Origin of the sequence: Pseudomonas sp. MS19 (assembly GCF_013277615.1) — a bacterium.
Taxonomy (GTDB): Bacteria; Pseudomonadota; Gammaproteobacteria; order Pseudomonadales; family Pseudomonadaceae; genus Aquipseudomonas; species Aquipseudomonas marincola.
On sequence record NZ_VBTO01000022.1, the window covers coordinates 1 to 16,775 of the forward strand.

At 57.2% G+C, this 16,775-nt stretch carries 12 protein-coding genes and 1 pseudogene; 8 read left to right on the plus strand and 5 right to left on the minus strand.

Features of this window, described 5'->3' with window-relative positions; all coding sequences use genetic code 11:
• The 3 genes from FEZ62_RS19925 to FEZ62_RS19935 all read left to right on the plus strand — a co-directional run.
• Positions 1-528, plus strand: a 528-nt coding sequence (locus FEZ62_RS19925; RefSeq protein WP_172929559.1) for a thiolase family protein, incomplete at its 5' end; no start/stop codon positions are given.
• Between the two features lie 11 nt (positions 529-539).
• Positions 540-1,667 carry an acyl-CoA dehydrogenase family protein gene (locus FEZ62_RS19930; RefSeq protein WP_172929560.1) on the plus strand — a complete coding sequence of 376 codons (1,128 nt, stop codon included), beginning with the start codon at positions 540-542 and terminating at the stop codon, positions 1,665-1,667.
• Positions 1,668-1,747: 80 nt separating this feature from the next.
• A complete protein-coding gene (locus FEZ62_RS19935) occupies positions 1,748-3,418 on the plus strand; it encodes an AMP-binding protein (RefSeq protein WP_172929561.1) in 1,671 nt (556 codons plus the stop codon).
• Between the two features lie 62 nt (positions 3,419-3,480).
• On the opposite strand, the gene FEZ62_RS19940 is transcribed toward FEZ62_RS19935, so the two are convergent.
• Complete coding sequence (locus tag FEZ62_RS19940; RefSeq protein ID WP_172929562.1) at positions 3,481-4,419, minus strand: LysR family transcriptional regulator; 939 nt, start codon at positions 4,417-4,419, stop codon at positions 3,481-3,483.
• Between the two features lie 174 nt (positions 4,420-4,593).
• On the opposite strand from FEZ62_RS19940, the gene FEZ62_RS19945 reads away from it, so the two are divergent.
• On the plus strand, positions 4,594-5,823 hold the full coding sequence (locus tag FEZ62_RS19945) for an acyl-CoA dehydrogenase (RefSeq protein WP_172929563.1): 1,230 nt from the start codon (positions 4,594-4,596) through the stop codon (positions 5,821-5,823).
• Positions 5,824-5,880: 57 nt separating this feature from the next.
• Here the strand turns inward: FEZ62_RS19945 and FEZ62_RS19950 are convergent, their stop codons facing one another.
• From FEZ62_RS19950 to xthA, 3 genes are all read right to left on the minus strand, one after another.
• Positions 5,881-6,066 carry a hypothetical protein gene (locus FEZ62_RS19950; RefSeq protein ID WP_150549189.1) on the minus strand — a complete coding sequence of 62 codons (186 nt, stop codon included), beginning with the start codon at positions 6,064-6,066 and terminating at the stop codon, positions 5,881-5,883.
• A 103-nt stretch (positions 6,067-6,169) separates the two neighbouring features.
• Positions 6,170-7,543 carry a phosphate ABC transporter substrate-binding/OmpA family protein gene (locus FEZ62_RS19955; protein ID WP_172929564.1) on the minus strand — a complete coding sequence of 458 codons (1,374 nt, stop codon included), beginning with the start codon at positions 7,541-7,543 and terminating at the stop codon, positions 6,170-6,172.
• Positions 7,544-7,755: 212 nt separating this feature from the next.
• On the minus strand, positions 7,756-8,568 hold the full coding sequence (xthA, locus tag FEZ62_RS19960) for an exodeoxyribonuclease III (protein ID WP_090511853.1): 813 nt from the start codon (positions 8,566-8,568) through the stop codon (positions 7,756-7,758).
• 197 nt (positions 8,569-8,765) lie between these two features.
• Between xthA and FEZ62_RS19965 the strand changes: the two genes are divergently transcribed.
• The 4 genes from FEZ62_RS19965 (at position 8,766) to FEZ62_RS19980 (ending at position 16,507) form a co-directional block, all read left to right on the plus strand.
• Positions 8,766-9,407, plus strand: coding sequence for a GNAT family N-acetyltransferase (locus FEZ62_RS19965; protein ID WP_069900351.1), 642 nt, complete (start codon positions 8,766-8,768; stop codon positions 9,405-9,407).
• 140 nt (positions 9,408-9,547) lie between these two features.
• Positions 9,548-11,278, plus strand: a complete 1,731-nt coding sequence (locus FEZ62_RS19970) for an autotransporter assembly complex family protein (RefSeq protein WP_172929565.1) — start codon at positions 9,548-9,550, stop codon at positions 11,276-11,278.
• Positions 11,275-14,940, plus strand: a complete 3,666-nt coding sequence (locus FEZ62_RS19975) for a translocation/assembly module TamB domain-containing protein (RefSeq protein WP_172929566.1) — start codon at positions 11,275-11,277, stop codon at positions 14,938-14,940. The genes FEZ62_RS19970 and FEZ62_RS19975 overlap by 4 nt, the downstream gene beginning before the upstream one ends.
• 226 nt (positions 14,941-15,166) lie before the next feature.
• Positions 15,167-16,507 (plus strand): sodium:alanine symporter family protein, encoded by a 1,341-nt coding sequence (locus FEZ62_RS19980; protein ID WP_069900354.1) that lies wholly within the window; start codon positions 15,167-15,169, stop codon positions 16,505-16,507.
• A 49-nt stretch (positions 16,508-16,556) separates the two neighbouring features.
• Here FEZ62_RS19980 and FEZ62_RS19985 read toward each other — a convergent pair.
• Positions 16,557-16,775 (minus strand): annotated as a pseudogene (locus FEZ62_RS19985) (IS4 family transposase); the annotation flags it as partial.

Sequence of the window (16,775 nt, forward strand, 5' to 3'; positions counted from 1 at the left end):
GGGACGTTTTTACACACTCTGGACAAGATCCCGACCCTGAAACCGGCATTTCGCAGCGGCGGCACCGTAACAGCCGCCAATGCCAGTTCGATCTCCGATGGCGCAGCGGCGTTGATGCTGATGCGCCGCTCCACGGCCGAAGATCTCGGGCTCACGCCGCTGGCGCAAATTGTCGGCCACGCATCGTTTGCGCACGCGCCCAGCCTGTTCGCCACCGCGCCCGTTGGCGCGATCAAAAACCTGATGGCCCGCACTGGGTGGTCTTTGGCGCAGGTTGACCTGTTTGAAATCAATGAAGCCTTTGCCGTGGTACCAATGGCGGCCATGCGCGACCTCGGCATTAGCCATGATGTGGTCAATGTTCACGGCGGCGCTTGTGCGCTGGGTCATCCGATCGGGGCATCGGGCGCGCGGGTGCTGGTGACGCTGCTCAATGCGCTGCAGCAGTACGATCTGCAACGCGGCGTCGCTTCGTTGTGCATCGGTGGCGGTGAAGCTACTGCAGTTGCCATCGAACGACTGCGCTAAGGGGATTACTGATGATTCCATCCGAAGAAGAACTGCAAATCCGCGACGTTGCTCGTCAATTCGCCGAAGAACGCCTGAAGCCGTTCGCCGCCGAATGGGACCGCGAGCATCGTTTTCCCAAGGAAGCATTACGCGAGATGGCCGAACTGGGATTTCTCGGCATGTTGGTGCCAGAACAATGGGGAGGCGCCGAGACTGGCCACGTTGCCTACGCCATGGCGCTGGAAGAGATTGCCGCAGGTGACGGCGCTTGTTCGACCATCATGAGCGTGCACAACTCGGTCGGTTGCATGCCGATTCTCAAATACGGCAGCGAGGCGCAGAAGCAGCAGTTCTTGCGGCCCCTGGCCAAGGGCAAAATGATCGGCGCATTTGCCCTGACCGAACCGCACGCGGGCTCTGATGCTAGTGACTTGCGCACCAAAGCCAGACGCGACGGCGATGACTACGTGCTCAATGGCAGCAAGCAGTTCATTACCTCGGGCCAGCATGCCGGAATCGTAATCGTGTTTGCGGTGACAGATGCAGCGTTGGGCAAAAAGGGCATCTCGGCGTTTATCGTGCCCACCGATACGCCAGGCTTCAGCGTCGCCCGGGTCGAGGAAAAGCTCGGTCAGCATGCGTCTGATACTTGCCAGTTGCAGTTCGATGATATGCGTATTCCCGCCAGCTTGCGGCTGGGCGAGGAGGGTGAAGGCTACAAGATTGCGTTGAGTAACCTTGAAGGTGGACGCATCGGCATCGCCTCGCAGGCCGTCGGCATGGCGCGGGCCGCTTTCGACGCTGCCCGGCAATACAGCCACGAGCGCGAGACGTTCGGCAAACCGATTATCGAGCATCAGGCCGTGGCATTCCGGCTGGCTGATATGGCCACGCAGATTGCTGTCGCCCGGCAAATGGTTATGCACGCAGCAACCCTGCGTGAGGCGGGTTTGCCCTGCCTTGCTGAGGCCTCGATGGCCAAGTTGTTTGCCTCCGAGATGGCCGAGAAGGTCTGTTCGGCAGCTCTGCAAACGCTTGGAGGTTACGGTTATCTCAAGGACTTCCCGCTGGAACGGATTTATCGCGATGTACGCGTCTGCCAGATTTATGAAGGCACCAGCGATGTCCAGCGACTGGTAATTGCCCGCGGTTTATAGCGGGCCAGCAGCATGAACACCACGACAAAAACAACAACAGCGCTGAGCCGACAGGACGTCGGTTGAGCAAGAGGTGAAGTATGCAAGGCATGAGCTATACCCGCGGCCCGCAAGACAAACCCCTACTGGCGATGACTATTGGCGATGCGTTCGATCAAACGGTTGCGCGCTTCACTGAGCGCGATGCGTTGGTGGTATTGCATCAGAATGTACGTTTGAGTTGGACCCAATTGCACCAGCAGGTCGAAGACTGCGCCCGCGCACTGATGGGCCTTGGTATTAAAACCGGGGATCGGGTTGGCGTGTGGGCACCGAACTGTGCGCAGTGGACCATTTGCCAGTTTGCCACCGCGAAGATCGGCGCGATTTTGGTCAATATCAATCCGGCGTATCGCGGCAGCGAACTCGAATTTGCGCTGCGCCAATCCGGTTGCAGCTGGTTGGTAACAGCCGAACAGTTCAAAACCAGTGATTATCACGCGATCTTGCAGCAACTTCTGCCCGAACTGAGCAGTGCCAAGCTCGGCGAGTTGCAGAGTGAACAACTGCCGGCACTGCGTGGTGTAATCAGCCTGGCACAGAACCCGCCAGCAGGTTTTTTGCCGTGGCGCCAATTAGCTGAGTTCAGCGAGCAGGTGACGCCAGCGCAACTGCAAGAATGCCAAGCGTTGTTGCAGTTCGATGAGCCGATCAATATCCAGTACACCTCCGGCACCACGGGTGCGCCCAAAGGCGCGACGCTGAGCCACTACAATATTCTCAATAACGGTTATCTGGCTGCGTGCAGTCTGGGCCTCACCGAGCACGATCGGGTGGTGATCCCGGTGCCGCTGTATCATTGCTTCGGCATGGTGATGGGTAATCTTGGCTGTATCACCCACGGCGCGACGATGATTTACCCCGCTGCTGGTTTTGATCCGGAAGCGTGTTTGAAAGCGGTTGCGCAGGAACGTGCGACGGCGCTCTACGGGGTGCCGACCATGTTCATCGCCGAACTCGATCATCCGCGTCTTGGCGAGTATGACCTGAGCAGTTTACGCACGGGCATCATGGGTGGGGCGACATGCCCGATTGAGGTTATGCGCCGGGTGATCAAGCAATTGCACATGAGCGAAGTGCAGATTGCCTACGGCATGACCGAAACCAGCCCGGTGTCTATGCAAACGGCAGCGGATGATGAACTTGAGATGCGCGTGACCCGCGTTGGCCGCACCCATCCTCACCTCGAAAGCAAGATAATCGATGAGCATGGGCGCATTGTGCCGCGCGGCGTGACCGGCGAATTGTGCACGCGTGGCTACAGCGTGATGCTCGGTTACTGGAATAATCCGCAGGCAACCAGTGAGGCGATTGATGCCGGCCGCTGGATGCACACAGGTGATCTGGCCAGCATGGATGAGCGTGGTTATGTGCAGATAGTCGGGCGCAGCAAGGACATGATTATTCGCGGCGGCGAGAACATCTATCCGCGTGAAATCGAAGAATTTCTGTTCACCCATCCAGCCGTGGCTGACGTGCAGATTGTTGGCGTGCCAGATTCAAACTATGGCGAGGAAGTGGCGGCGTGGGTCAAGTTGCATGTCGACAGCGACTGCTGCGAAGAAACCCTCAGGGCGTTCTGCAAGGCCCATATCGCCCACTACAAAGTGCCGCGCTATATCAGGTTCGTTGACGAGTTCCCAATGACCGTCACCGGCAAGATCCAGAAGTTTCGCATGCGCGAAGTGATGGTCGAAGAACTCAATCTCTGAACACTTCACACAGCTATCGGCAAGGTTTTACAGCCTTGCCGATAGGCATCTGAGCAACTGCCTTACTGCGTTTGCAGTTCGGCTTTGACGACTCTTTCCTGCTTGTCGATCTTTTGGCAAATCTCGATCAATTGCTCGCGCATCCAGCGGTTGGCGGGGTCCTGATCGGTGCTCTCGTGCCAGTAAAGATGGGTTTCCAGGCTGGGAACATCCTTGACCGGCAACTCGATGTAATGCAGGTCATTATTGCGCGCAAACCGCTCCGGCACAGTCATCGCCATGTCGGTGTTCTGCAACACGGTGCTGGCCATCAGGTAATGCTGCGAGCGCAGTGAAATCGTCCGTTGAATGCCCATCTTACCCAACGCCAGATCGATGTAACCGAGCCCGCTGCGGCGGCTGGAAATATGGATATGGCTCAGCGCCAGGTATTCGTCGAGGCTGATTTTGTCCTTCGCCATCGGGTGGCCACGGCGAACGGCACACACGTAGCGGTCTTCCATCAACTTAACGTGACGCACTTGCGCATCGGTGTTCAGCGGCGCATCCACGGCAAAGTCGAGGCGGCCGGCGGCCAACTCCTTGGTGGTATCACGGCGGCGCGAGAGCATGCTTTCGATACTCACCTTGGGCGCAAGGCGGCGCAGGCGCTGGAACAGCGGCGGCAGAATCACCGCCTCGCTGAGGTCGGTCATGCTGATGCGATAAGTCTTGCTGGCTTGCAGCGGGTTGAAAATGCGACTTTCTTGCACCGAGATCCGCAGTTGCTGCAAGGCATTGCGCACCGGGCCGATGATGTTCTGGGCCATTGGCGTAGGCACCATGCCCTGCGCGGTGCGGACAAATAACGGATCGTTGAAGGTTTCACGCAAGCGGGCGAGGGCGTTGGATACAGCCGGCTGGGTGATGCCGATGATCTGCCCGGCGCGGGTCAGATTCGCCTCGGTATAGATGGCATCAAACACGATAAACAGATTGAGATCGACCTTGTTGAGGTTCATTCAGCGCTAGCTCCGAGATGTGCCTTAATCAGTGAATCATATATCAGTGATGAATGTTCATAGACGTTGAAAATAGGTTAGGTAAATTTAGCTCGCTGATCTAGCATTATTTTCAAATCTCGGAAGCACAGTGGTTTCCGGCACACCGCACACACTCGTCAGAAGGTAGTCTCTATGGATTTCGCCTACTCCCCAAAGGTTCAGGAATTACGTGAACGTGTAACGGCGTTCATGGAAGCACACGTTTATCCCGCTGAAGCCGTGTTCGAGCAGCAAGTGAATGAGGGCGATCGTTGGCAGCCAACCGCCATCATGGAAGAGCTGAAGCAAAAGGCCAAAGCCGAGGGTTTGTGGAACCTGTTCCTGCCGGAGTCTGAGCTGGGTGCTGGCCTGACCAATACCGAGTACGCGCCGCTGGCTGAAATCATGGGCAGCTCGCTGATTGGCCCGGAGCCATTCAACTGCGCCGCGCCGGATACCGGCAACATGGAAGTGCTGGTGCGTTATGCCAACGAAGAACAAAAGCAGCAGTGGCTGCTGCCGTTGCTGAGTGGCGAAATCCGTTCGGCCTTCGCCATGACCGAGCCGCAAGTCGCGTCTTCCGATGCCACCAATATGCAGGCAACTGCGGTACGCGAGGGTGATGAGTGGGTGATCAATGGCCGCAAATGGTGGACATCGGGCGCTTGTGATCCGCGCTGCAAAATCCTCGTGTTCATGGGCCTGACCAATCCTGACGGTCCGCGCCATCAGCAGCATTCGATGATTCTGGTACCGATGGACACGCCTGGGGTCAAGGTGATTCGTCCGCTGCCGGTATTCGGTTACGACGATGCGCCGCACGGCCACGCCGAGATGGTATTTGAAAATGTTCGCGTGCCTTACGAGAACGTATTGCTGGGTGAGGGTCGCGGTTTCGAGATTGCACAGGGCCGTCTCGGGCCAGGCCGTATCCACCACTGCATGCGCTCTATCGGCATGGCAGAGCGCGCGCTGAAGTTGATGTGCGAACGCTCCATCGAGCGCACTGCATTCGGCAAACCTCTGGCACGCTTGGGCGGTAACGTCGACTTGATCGCCGACTCGCGCATGGAAATCAATATGGCGCGATTGCTGACACTCAACGCGGCCTACATGATGGACACCGTTGGCAACAAGGTAGCCCGCAGCGAAATCGCCCAGATCAAGGTTGTGGCGCCGAATGTGGCCTTGAAGGTTATCGATCGTGCAATCCAGATGCACGGTGGCGGCGGTGTCTCCAACGACTTCCCGCTGGCTTACTGGTACGCCATGCAGCGTACACTGCGCCTGGCCGATGGCCCGGATGAAGTGCACCGCGCGGCAATCGGCAAGTTCGAGATTGGCAAGTACATCTCGCGCGAGCAGATGAAGGCTTCACGCTAATCAGCCTGTAGAACGCACAAGGCCCGCTAAATGCGGGCCTTGTGCGTTATCAAGTGACTATTCTGATTCAGGGTTCAGCGCGGCTTGTTGTTGCAGCCAGACACGGCGCATATGCAATTGATTGGCAAAGGTGCGCGCCGCCAGTTCTTCATGAAAGGTCAGGGCACGACGGCCCAGACGCACGCGCCAGAGCGTTTGACGATTACGCTCGATGGTTTCGATCTGGATGACAGCAGGTTTCAAAACGGAGTTCCTTGCTACATATTGGCAATGTGCCACTATCGCTAAGGTTACGCTATTCATCCTCCGTCGTGAATATCCGCGAGCGCATCACTGAGCATTTCACTCAGTTATAAACCCAGACCTCAACCCGCCGATTCTTGATTCGGCCCTCATCCATATCATTGGCCGCGATGGGCAGTTGTTCACCCATGCCAAGGATATCGGCGAATGAAACCTTGCCTCTGGCCAACTCCCTGCGCACGGCCATTGCCCGCAGCTTGGAGAGCAACTCGGCACGTGCCGGGTCTGCTTTGGGGTCGCCAAAGCCTACCAGTACAGCCTTGCGATTCATTTTGTCCTGCGTTTGCAGGTAGTCGAGTACCCGTTGCAGATCGCGCTGAGCCTTGTTGTCGAGAGTGGCGCTGCCTTGCTCGAAGCGAAAGTTCACCGATAAACGTTGCGCCTGTTTGGCCAGTTGTTGATACGACTCGGGCATATTCGGGTTAGGCGTCACCTTGACCGCTTGCACGGTCTGCGCGATGAAACCGTTTTGCGCCACAACTTGCTGGCCTTCTTCGCTGTGCGCAAACGCCAGCAGTTGCCTAGCCCAGTTGTTTTCGAGGGTGGGCGGCGCGTAGATGAACAGCCGGCGCGACAACGGATAGTCTTCGGTGGCAATTAGCGTGCGGCTTGGCAGCATCGGTTGCGAATCACCGGCGGCGATAGCTAATGCCTTGGCCTTGAGGATGTAGGGCAAACCAATGAAGCCGATGCCTTGCGCATCGTCACTGACAAGTTGCGAGAGCTTGTTGCTGTCTTCATAACGCTTGGCAGCGCTACTCAGGCTTTTACCGTTGGCAGCTAATACCAATTCCTTGAAGGTGTCGTAGGTGCCCGAGTTGTCATCGCGTGCATACAGATTGATCGGGCCAGGCTTGCCGCCGACATCGGCCCAGTTGCGGATTTCCCCGGCGTAGATTGCTGCCAGTTGATCGGTGCGCAGCGCGGAAATCGGGTTTTGCGGATTGATGATAATGGCCAGGCCGTCGATGGCGATGATCTGCTCGGCAGCCGGACTTTTCATGTCGCCGCGACTGGCCAGCGCGCTGACCTCACTGGGCTTGATCGGACGTGACGCCGCCGCAAGATCAGCCGTGCCATCGAGTAATGCTGTAAAGCCGGTGCTGGAGCCATGCGCGGCCATGTCGAAGTGCACGGTTTTGCCGTTGGCCGTGGTGGCGCTGATTTGTTGCTCGTTTTCGATAGCACCCGGCGTGCTGCGGATATTGCTCAGGCCTTGTTGTGCAAGCAGGCCCTTAACCAATGCAGGACCGAGCGCAGCACCGATGGTGTTGGAGCCCTGAATACGCAACTGGGGGTTATTTGCATCGGCGGCGAATACCGACCAGGGCAGGGCATAACAGATGAATCCCAATACCAGCAGGGATGTAGTACGACTCCAGACTTCGCGTTCACTATCGAACAGGGAGCGAGACATTCAGCAGACACCTTGAATAGACCAGTTTGGGTGCCGCGACGATAAGACAATCAGATGACTGCAATATGACAAGCAGTAGGAAGGTTGGGGTGTACGCAAAACGTGTGCGTCAGTTCACGCGAGCGTGCGCAGCGCACGCCGGGCTCAGCACTGTGCGCATATAGCATCAGCAATAAGCCCGGAGTAGCAAGACTTGTGGCCGTTCGGTGGGCCTAGTCCAGTTTCAGCCAGATAGGCGCGTGGTCGGAGGGCTTTTCCAGTGCGCGCAGTTCATAGTCGATACCCGCATCAGCGATGCGTGACTGCAGGGCTTGCGAGGCCAGGATTACGTCAATGCGCAGGCCGCGCTTGGGTTCGTCCTCAAAGCCGCGGCTGCGGTAGTCGAACCAGCTGAAACGATCATCAATTTCAGGGTGCAAATGACGGAAGCTGTCGACAAGGCCCCAGCCTTTCAGGGTCGCGAGCCACTCGCGCTCTTCCGGCAGGAAGCTGCACTTGCCGGTTTTCAGCCAGCGCTTGCGATTGACTTCGCCGATGCCGATATCCTGATCTTCTGGCGAGATATTGATATCACCCATCACAACTACCGCTTGCTCGGGGGTAAAACGCTCGAGCAACAGCTGTTGCAGGTCCGCATAGAAGCGCTGCTTGGCCGGGAACTTGGTGGGATGGTCGCGGCTTTCACCTTGCGGGAAGTAGCCGTTCATGACGGTCACTGGCTGGCCATTTGCATCGGCGAAGGTGGCGTAGATGAAGCGCCGTTGCGACTCTTCGCTATCGCCCGGGAAACCTTTATGCACTTCTAATGGTTCCTGACGCGACAGCATGGCAACGCCATAGTGGCCTTTCTGGCCGTGGTAATGCACGTGATAACCCAGTGCGCGAATGTCGGCTTCGGGAAATTGTTCGTCGGCTACTTTGGTTTCCTGCAGGCCGATAACATCCGGCTGATGTTTCTCGATCAATGCGGCCAGCTGATGAGGGCGTGCGCGCAGGCCATTGATATTGAAGGAGACAATCTTCATGACAGGCTGTCCTGGATTTTTGGCTAGATGAAGCGCAGATGCTAGCTGATCTGTCGGGCTCACGGCCAGCAATCTAGCGATTGCACTGCAGCGGTGCTAGTGTGAGGACAGGTGTTACCGATTAGCTGCAAGCCTGCCCGACGCCTTATTGACCCGCATGCAATTTCGACCCATGAGATAACTAAAGGTCATCGATTATGCCGAACAGTCCTGCTGAAATTCGTTTACTAGATCACGGCTACTCGCGCGAAGCGCGCTCCTTGTTGTATCAAGCCTATCGGCATGATCCAACATTCGCCCATATATTCGAGGCGGATCGTCCCGGATTCGATCAGCGGGTTCGCGCCACTATTCGCGAGCTGATTCATCAGCACTTTAATGAAGAGCTGCCAGCGCTCGGGTTGTTGATTGAGGATCGGCTCATTGGCATGGTGCTGATCGCGCCGCCGCAACGTCGGTTCGACCTGACAGAAAGTTGGGCCTGGCGCATGCGCATGCTGCTCACCACCGGTTTTCGCTGCACCCGGCGTTACCTTGAATACCACGACGCCGTCATGGCTTGCCTGCCCTCAGACAACTACCACGTGCTGCCTTTAATCGGCATACACCCCGAGTTTCAAGGCCAGCATCTGGGTGAGCAACTGCTCGAAGCGTTGCATGACTGGTGCGCCGAAGATCCGCACTCGAAAGGCATTGTGCTCGATACCGGCAACCCGCATTACCTGAGCTTTTATAAGCGCAAAGGTTATGAGGAAATCGGTGAAGTGGCGGTAGGCCCGATTATCGAGCATGTGTTTTTTCACCCCAATCCTCAGGTCAGTGTCAAAGCCAGCGCTTGATTCGCGCTGTGAAAACCCCGCTGAGTCTGCAAAGGAGTTGAGGTTTATTGCCTGACGCACGGATTTGCATTCACCCAAATGCATCGGCTGTATCCACTGTCAATGCTGAACGTCTACCTGCTCGTGCTAGCATCCGCTCTATGACAGTGGTTTTTAAGTATTTAACCTCCTTTTTGCTCGCGCTCTTCAGCTCGGTTCTGCTGGCGGAAGAGCGCTTGGTGGTAAAGATAGAACCGGCCAACAAAGCGCTCAAAGCCAACGTGGAAGGCTACGTCGGCGATCTTGGCGAGCGCGATGAAAAAGCCCTGTTGCGCTTTAGTCACATTGCTTCCGGTCAGGCCGAGAAAGCGCTGCAGGCCCTCGGCTACTACCAAAGCACGATCAACACCGAGGTCACTGACGACACGCCGGCCAAGCTGATCATCAATATTGAGGCCGGTGAACCGGTGCACTTGCGCAATGTGCTGGTGCGGGTTAAAGGCCCGGCCGCCGCGATGACAGCGTTTCGCCCGCCAAAGAGTGCGCGCCTGCAAACCGGCGACGTGCTCAATCACGGCACCTACGAGGCGGCTAAACGACACATCGAGAACCAGGCATCGCGTTACGGTTTCTTCTCCGGCAAGTTCACCGAACAAACCCTTGAGATAAACCCCGAAACCGGCACGGCTGATATCAGGCTGATTTACAGCAGTGGCGAGCGCTATCAGTTGGGCGCAGTGACCTTCAGCGGTGAAACCATTCTCGATGAAGAACTGCTGCGCCGGATGATCCCGTTCGAGGCAGATTCTGAGTACGACTCAGACAAGATCGCCCAGCTGTATCAGGCATTGCGCTCCAGCGGTTACTTCGAAAACGTGCAGGTTGATGCCAATCCCGCGCAAGCCAATGATCTGACCATTCCGGTCAATGTCGGGCTGGATATGCGTAAACCGCGCAGCGTGGGGTTTGGTCTTGGCTTCTCAACAGACGTCGGGCCACGCGGCAAGGCCAACTGGACACGGCATTGGGCCAACTCCAAAGGCCACAGCTATGGCACCGAGATGGAATTGTCGGCACCGCGTCAGAACGTCGGTCTGTTCTATGACGTGCCGCTTGATCCGCCACTGACTGACAAGTTCCGCTTTGCCGGTGGTTACCAGTACGAAGAACTGGCCGATACCGACACCCTCAGTAAGCTGCTCACGGTGGGTCCAGAATGGCACCGCCAACTCGACAGTGGCTGGCAGCGGGTGATTTCCCTGAAGTACCAGCACGAGGAATATCGCCTGGGTGATGATGAAGGCCTGAGCACGCTGCTCATGCCCGGGATCAGTTTTGCCTACCTGAAAAGCGACAGCAAGATCGACCCCAATCAGGGTTATCGTCTGCAGTTGGATTTGTCCGCTGCCAAGGAAGGGCTGCTCTCCGACTCCGACGTGGTGCACGTTAATGCCCTGGCCAAGGGCTTGTACACACTGGCTCAACGTCACCGTTTTCTGGGTCGCATACAGCTTGGCGCGACCGAGTCGAACGGTTTCGGCAATGTGCCGCCATCGCTGCGTTTCTTTGCCGGTGGTGACCAGAGTGTCAGGGGCTACGATTATCAGACGTTGTCACCGGAGAACTCCGACGGCGACAAGATCGGCGGCAAGTACATGGTCAGCGGCACCGCTGAATACCAATACAGCGTCGCCGATAAATGGCGCGTTGCCGGCTTCTATGACGCCGGTAATGCGTTTAACAATCTCGACCTGCCGAGCCTGAAAAGCTCTGTCGGTTTTGGCCTGCGCTGGGTATCACCCGTCGGGCCGTTGCGCTTTGATTTGGCTTTCCCGTTGAACGATGACGATTCTGGCGTGCACTTCCATTTCTCGATGGGGCCAGAACTATGAAGCGGGTATTACGCTGGGCTCTGGGCGTGATTGTTGTGTTGCTCCTGCTCATTGCGCTGGCCGTTCTTGGACTGCTGGAGACTCAAGGGGGCAGCCGCTGGATATTGCAGCAAGTGCCCGGCCTGATTGTCAGCAACTACAGCGGTCGGCTGGGCGGTCAGTGGCAGGCAGATGAAATAGTCTGGCAGCAGGACGCCACCAAGGCGGTGGTAACGCGCCCGGCCTTCAACTGGTCTCCCGGCTGTTTGCTAAAGATGACCCTGTGCATCAAACAACTGCATGTCGACAACATTGTTCTGGAATTGCCGCCATCCACCGAGACCAGCAGCGAGCCGTTCAGCTTGCCCGATGTGCAACTGCCGATAGACCTGCAAGTTGAAGACGTGCGCATCGGCGCGCTCGAACTCAATGGCGCGCAGCAACTGAAAAGCCTCAATCTCAATGCTCACTGGGCCAATCAGGGGTTGCAGATTGATAGCCTGGAGGTGCTGCGCGAAGATTTAAGCCTCAATCTCACCGGTCATTTGCAACCCAGTGGCAATTGGCCGTTAACGCTTAGCGGTGATGCAACCTTGCCTGCGCCAGATAAACAGCCTTGGGCTGTGCAGATAAAGGTTGGTGGTGAACTGCTTAACAGCCTCAACCTGGACATCGCCAGCATCGGTTATCTCAATGCGCAACTGACCGGCGCGGTACAGGCATTGGCCGAAGACTTGCCGCTGCAGGCACAAATCAAGGCCGATGGCTTTAAAGCCATTGCGGATCTGCCAAACACGCTGACGCTTAACCAGTTAGTGCTCGACGCCAAAGGCGACCTCAAGTCGGGCTACACCATTACCGGTAATGCTCAGCTGCCGGGTGAAGAGGGCCCAGTGGCACTGTTGCTCAATGCGTTGATAGACGCCAGTGGTGCGCAGATCAGCACCTTGCGCCTTGAAGATGAAAAAAAGCAGCATCTGCTACTGAGTGCGGATCTGGACTGGAGCGATGAGTTCAGCGCCGACAGCAAGATCGAGTGGGACAACTTCCCGTGGCACTCGCTGTATCCTGCGGTCGATGAGCCACCGGTCAAGCTCAACAAACTCTCCGCTGAGGTCAGCTACAGCAAGGAGCATTATCTGGGCTCGCTCGACGCGGCACTCGATGGTCCGGCAGGCGCTTTTACGGTGGTCACGCCATTCAGTGGCGACTTGCAGCAAGTGTTTCTGCCGCAGTTGCAGGTCGATGCCGGTCAGGGCAGTGTCTCTGGCGGAGTTAAAGTCGGTTTTGCCAGCGGTGTGACGTGGGATGCCCAGCTTGAGCTGAAGCAGTTTGATCCGGCGTTTTGGGTCGCCGAGCTGCCGGGTTCACTTGGCGGGCCCGTGCGTACCACCGGCAGCTTTATCAATGACAAGCTCAAGCTGGACAGTGACATCCGGATAACCGGTCGACTACGCGGGCAACTTGCGCTCATCAGCGCCAAGGCCCAAGGTGAGGGCGAGCAGTGGCGCGTCAATGATATCGAGTTGGGGCTGGGCGATAACCGCATCAAAGGCAACGGCAGCCTGAACAAAACGCTGGCCGGGCAGCTCAATTTGAATCTGCCCAAACTTGGTCAGCTGTGGCCGGGCCTGCAGGGTCAAGTTCAGGGCAACGTTGCTGTTTCCGGCACCCTCAAAGCGCCGCAAGGCACACTCAAGCTCGACGGCAAGGCGCTGGCTTTTCAGGACAATCGCGTACAAAGCTTGCAGGCAAATGCCCGACTGGATGCTAATCAGCAGGCCAAAATTGATCTCTTGCTGAATAAGATTATGAGCGGTGGCAACGTCATTGGTGATCTGGCGGTCGCGGGCAGCGGCGATATAAAGCGTCAGCAAGCGACCATCGACCTCAAAGGCCCGCAACTCAATACCCAGATTGCCGCGGATGGCACGCTCAACCAAGGTGCATGGCGCGGACGCTTGGCCAAGTTGGGTATTCAAGCGGGCGGGCAGGATTGGAAGTTACGCGCACCGGCGAGCGTAGAGCGCCTTGCCGATGGCAAGATCACTCTGGGTGAGCATTGCCTGGTATCGCAGGGAGCAAGCCTGTGCGGCGACAAACAACGGCTGATCCCCGATACGCAGTTGCGCTACAAGCTGCGCAACTTCCCGATGGACAGCCTCAAGCCCTGGCTGCCTGACGACTTTGAGTGGCAAGGCGAACTCAGCGCGGACATAAACCTTGATCTGCCTGCCAGCGGCCCGAAAGGCAAAATCAGCATTGATGCGGGGCAGGGCGTCTGGAAGGTCAGGGATAATCAGCAGTGGGTTGATTTCAACTACCAGCGCCTGCGCCTAGATACGGATATTGGTGCCAAACAAATCAGTACGAGACTGGACCTGCAAGGCCCGAAAATCGGCCAGCTCGACGTGCAGGCGGCATTTGATCCAAGGCCGGGCAGTCGGCCATTGTCCGGCACGTTCAGGCTCGCGGGCGTTGACCTTTCGGCCGCACGGCCATTTGTGCCAATGGTCGACCAGTTGCAGGGCCAGCTTAATGGCAGCGGCAGCATCAGCGGCACCTTGCTCAAACCACTGGTTAACGGCCAGGTACAGCTTAAGGATGGCCACATCGCCGGCGGGCAATTGCCGACCAATATTGAAGCGTTGCAGCTACAGGCCCTGATCAACGGCGAAAGCATGACACTCAGCGGTGACTGGCGCAGCGGCGAAACCGGCAGCGGTAAGATTAATGGCAATCTGGCCTGGGGCGGCCCGCTGGCCGGGCAAGTCAAACTGCAAGGTACGCGCCTGCCCATTGCAGTAGAACCCTTTGCCGAGATCGAAGTTGAGCCGGACCTGACGTTGGTAGTCGGCAACGAAGCTATGTCGATCAAAGGCCGCGTGGCCGTGCCGCGCGGCAAGATCGAGATTCGCGAAATTCCGCCGTCAACCGTGCGGGTATCCGAAGATGCGCGCATTGTCGGTGCCAAGGAAGAGGCCAAGCAGCCTGTGGCCATCGCCATGGATATTGATGTGGTTGTTGGCGAAGACAAACTCACTTTCAAAGGCTTCGGGCTGCGGGCCAACATTGCCGGCAAGGTACATATCGGCAACGACCTCGATACGCGCGGCGTGCTTGATCTCAAGGACGGTAAATTCAGCAAGTTCGGTCAGAAGCTGACCATCCGCCGCGCGCGCGTGCTGTTTGCCGGGCCGATCGACCAGCCGTACATTGATGTCGAGGCCATACGCGAAGTGGACGACGTTACCGCCGGTATCCGCTTGTCCGGGCATGCCGAGCAGCCGACGACTGAGGTTTTCTCTGAGCCGGCCATGAGCCAGAGCCAGGCGCTGTCCTATCTGCTGTTGGGCCGGCCATTGGGTGAGGAGGGCGACAGTAATCTGGTCGGTCAGGCAGTTCTGGCCCTTGGTCTGGCCGGTGGCTCCCCGATGGCGAGCAACGTTGCCAGCAAACTCGGCATCAGTGATTTCCAACTCGACAGCGAAGGCAGCGGCAGTAACACCAGCCTGGTGGCGAGTGGCAAACTCACCGATCGCCTGAGCCTGCGCTACGGCGTGGGGGTGTTCGAGCCAGTCAATACTGTTGCCTTGCGCTATATTTTGACCAAACGCATCTACCTTGAGGCGGCCAGCGGACTGGCCAGTTCTCTGGATATTTTTTACACCCGTGAGTTCTAGTCGCGCAAATACCCATCGTTATGGCTGTAAATGACGCTGCCAGTTGAAAAAAGACCGTGGTAGCATCCACCGCCGCTGGCGACTTTGTTGCCAGATGCTTCTGGAAATCTGTATGGCGCTACCCGACACACAGATCAAAAGTCCGCAATACAGAACTGTTATCGCAGTTCGACCCTAATCAACGGCCCGGTCACGATCCGGCTGTAAAAATAATAAGGAGCTACAGATGGAATTCATCAACACGCTGGTTAACCAGATAAACGGGCTCGTCTGGGGACCGCCCATGTTGGTGCTGATTCTGGGTACGGGCCTGTTCCTGATGCTGCGGCTGAAGTTCATGCCGCTGACCCATATTGCTGCAGGTTTCCGTTTGATGTGGCAAGGCCGCGTCAAGGGCGACAACGAAAGCGGCGAGATCACACCGTTCCAGGCACTGATGACCACACTGGCGGCCACCGTCGGTACCGGTAACATTGCCGGTGTTGCCACCGCCATCTTCCTCGGCGGCCCGGGCGCGTTGTTCTGGATGTGGTGCACGGCACTCGTCGGCATGGCCACCAAATACTGCGAAGTGGTTCTGGCTGTTCACTACCGTGAAAAAGACGCCAATGGCGAACACGTTGGCGGCCCGATGTACGCGATCAAAAATGGTCTGGGCAAGAAGTGGGCTTGGCTGGGTACAGCATTCGCTATCTTCGGCGGCTTGGCTGGTTTCGGTATCGGCAACATGGTCCAGGTCAACAGCATGGCTGGCGCTCTGGAAGAAACCTTCGGCGTGACCCCGCTGATCACCGGTGTCGTCAGCATGGTGCTGGTGGGCATGGTAATTCTCGGTGGTATCCGCCGCATTGGTAAGGTTGCCGCCTCGCTGGTTCCTTTCATGTGTGTGGCCTACATCATCGCAGCCATCGTGGTTCTGGTGGTAAACGCTGCGCAGATTCCAGCGGCATTCAACCTGATCTTCACCCACGCGTTCAGCCCGATTGCAGCCACTGGCGGTTTCGCCGGCGCGGCAGTCATTGCTGCGATTCGTTTCGGTGTTGCTCGTGGTATTTTCTCTAACGAAGCCGGTCTGGGTACTGCGGGTATCGCACAGGCGGCTGGCACCACTGATAGCCCAATTCGCTCTGGCATGATCGGTATGCTCGGGACGTTCATCGATACGCTGGTTATCTGCACCATGACGGGTCTGGTGATTATCTGCTCCGGTGTATGGACCAGTGGCACCAGTGGCGCGGCGTTGTCTGCTGCTGCGTTCGACTCGGCGATGCCTGGCATTGGTGGCCCGATTCTGACTATCGCGCTGGTGGTATTCGCCTTCACCACCATTCTGGGTTGGAGCTACTACGGCGAGAAGTGCTGGGAATACATGGTTGGCACCAAGTCGAACATGCCGTTCCGGATCGTCTGGGTATTGGCTGTACCGTTTGGTGCAATGGCCCACCTGGACTTCGCATGGCTGGTCGCTGATACGCTTAACGGCCTGATGGCGATTCCAAACCTGCTGTCGCTGCTGCTGCTTAGCCCGGTAGTGATCAAGCTGACCAAAGACCATTTCGCCAAGTAACCGGCAAATAGTCGATGGTTAAAAAAGCTCCCGTTTAGGGTAATGCTGTTCACTTAAGCGGAGCAGCCTTACGGTCAACTGGATACCGGGTTTTGGAAATCTTCACCGTCCTTGGTCTACCTGGCCTTGGACGGTGATCCAAAAACAACCCCGCGACACCTCCTCGTAACTCTGCTAATCGTCTGCCCGTTGCTGATACCGGATTGGCCGCCGCCATGACGATCAACTGCACTGCGATGTACTGGCAGGCGGGTTTGAAACGTATATC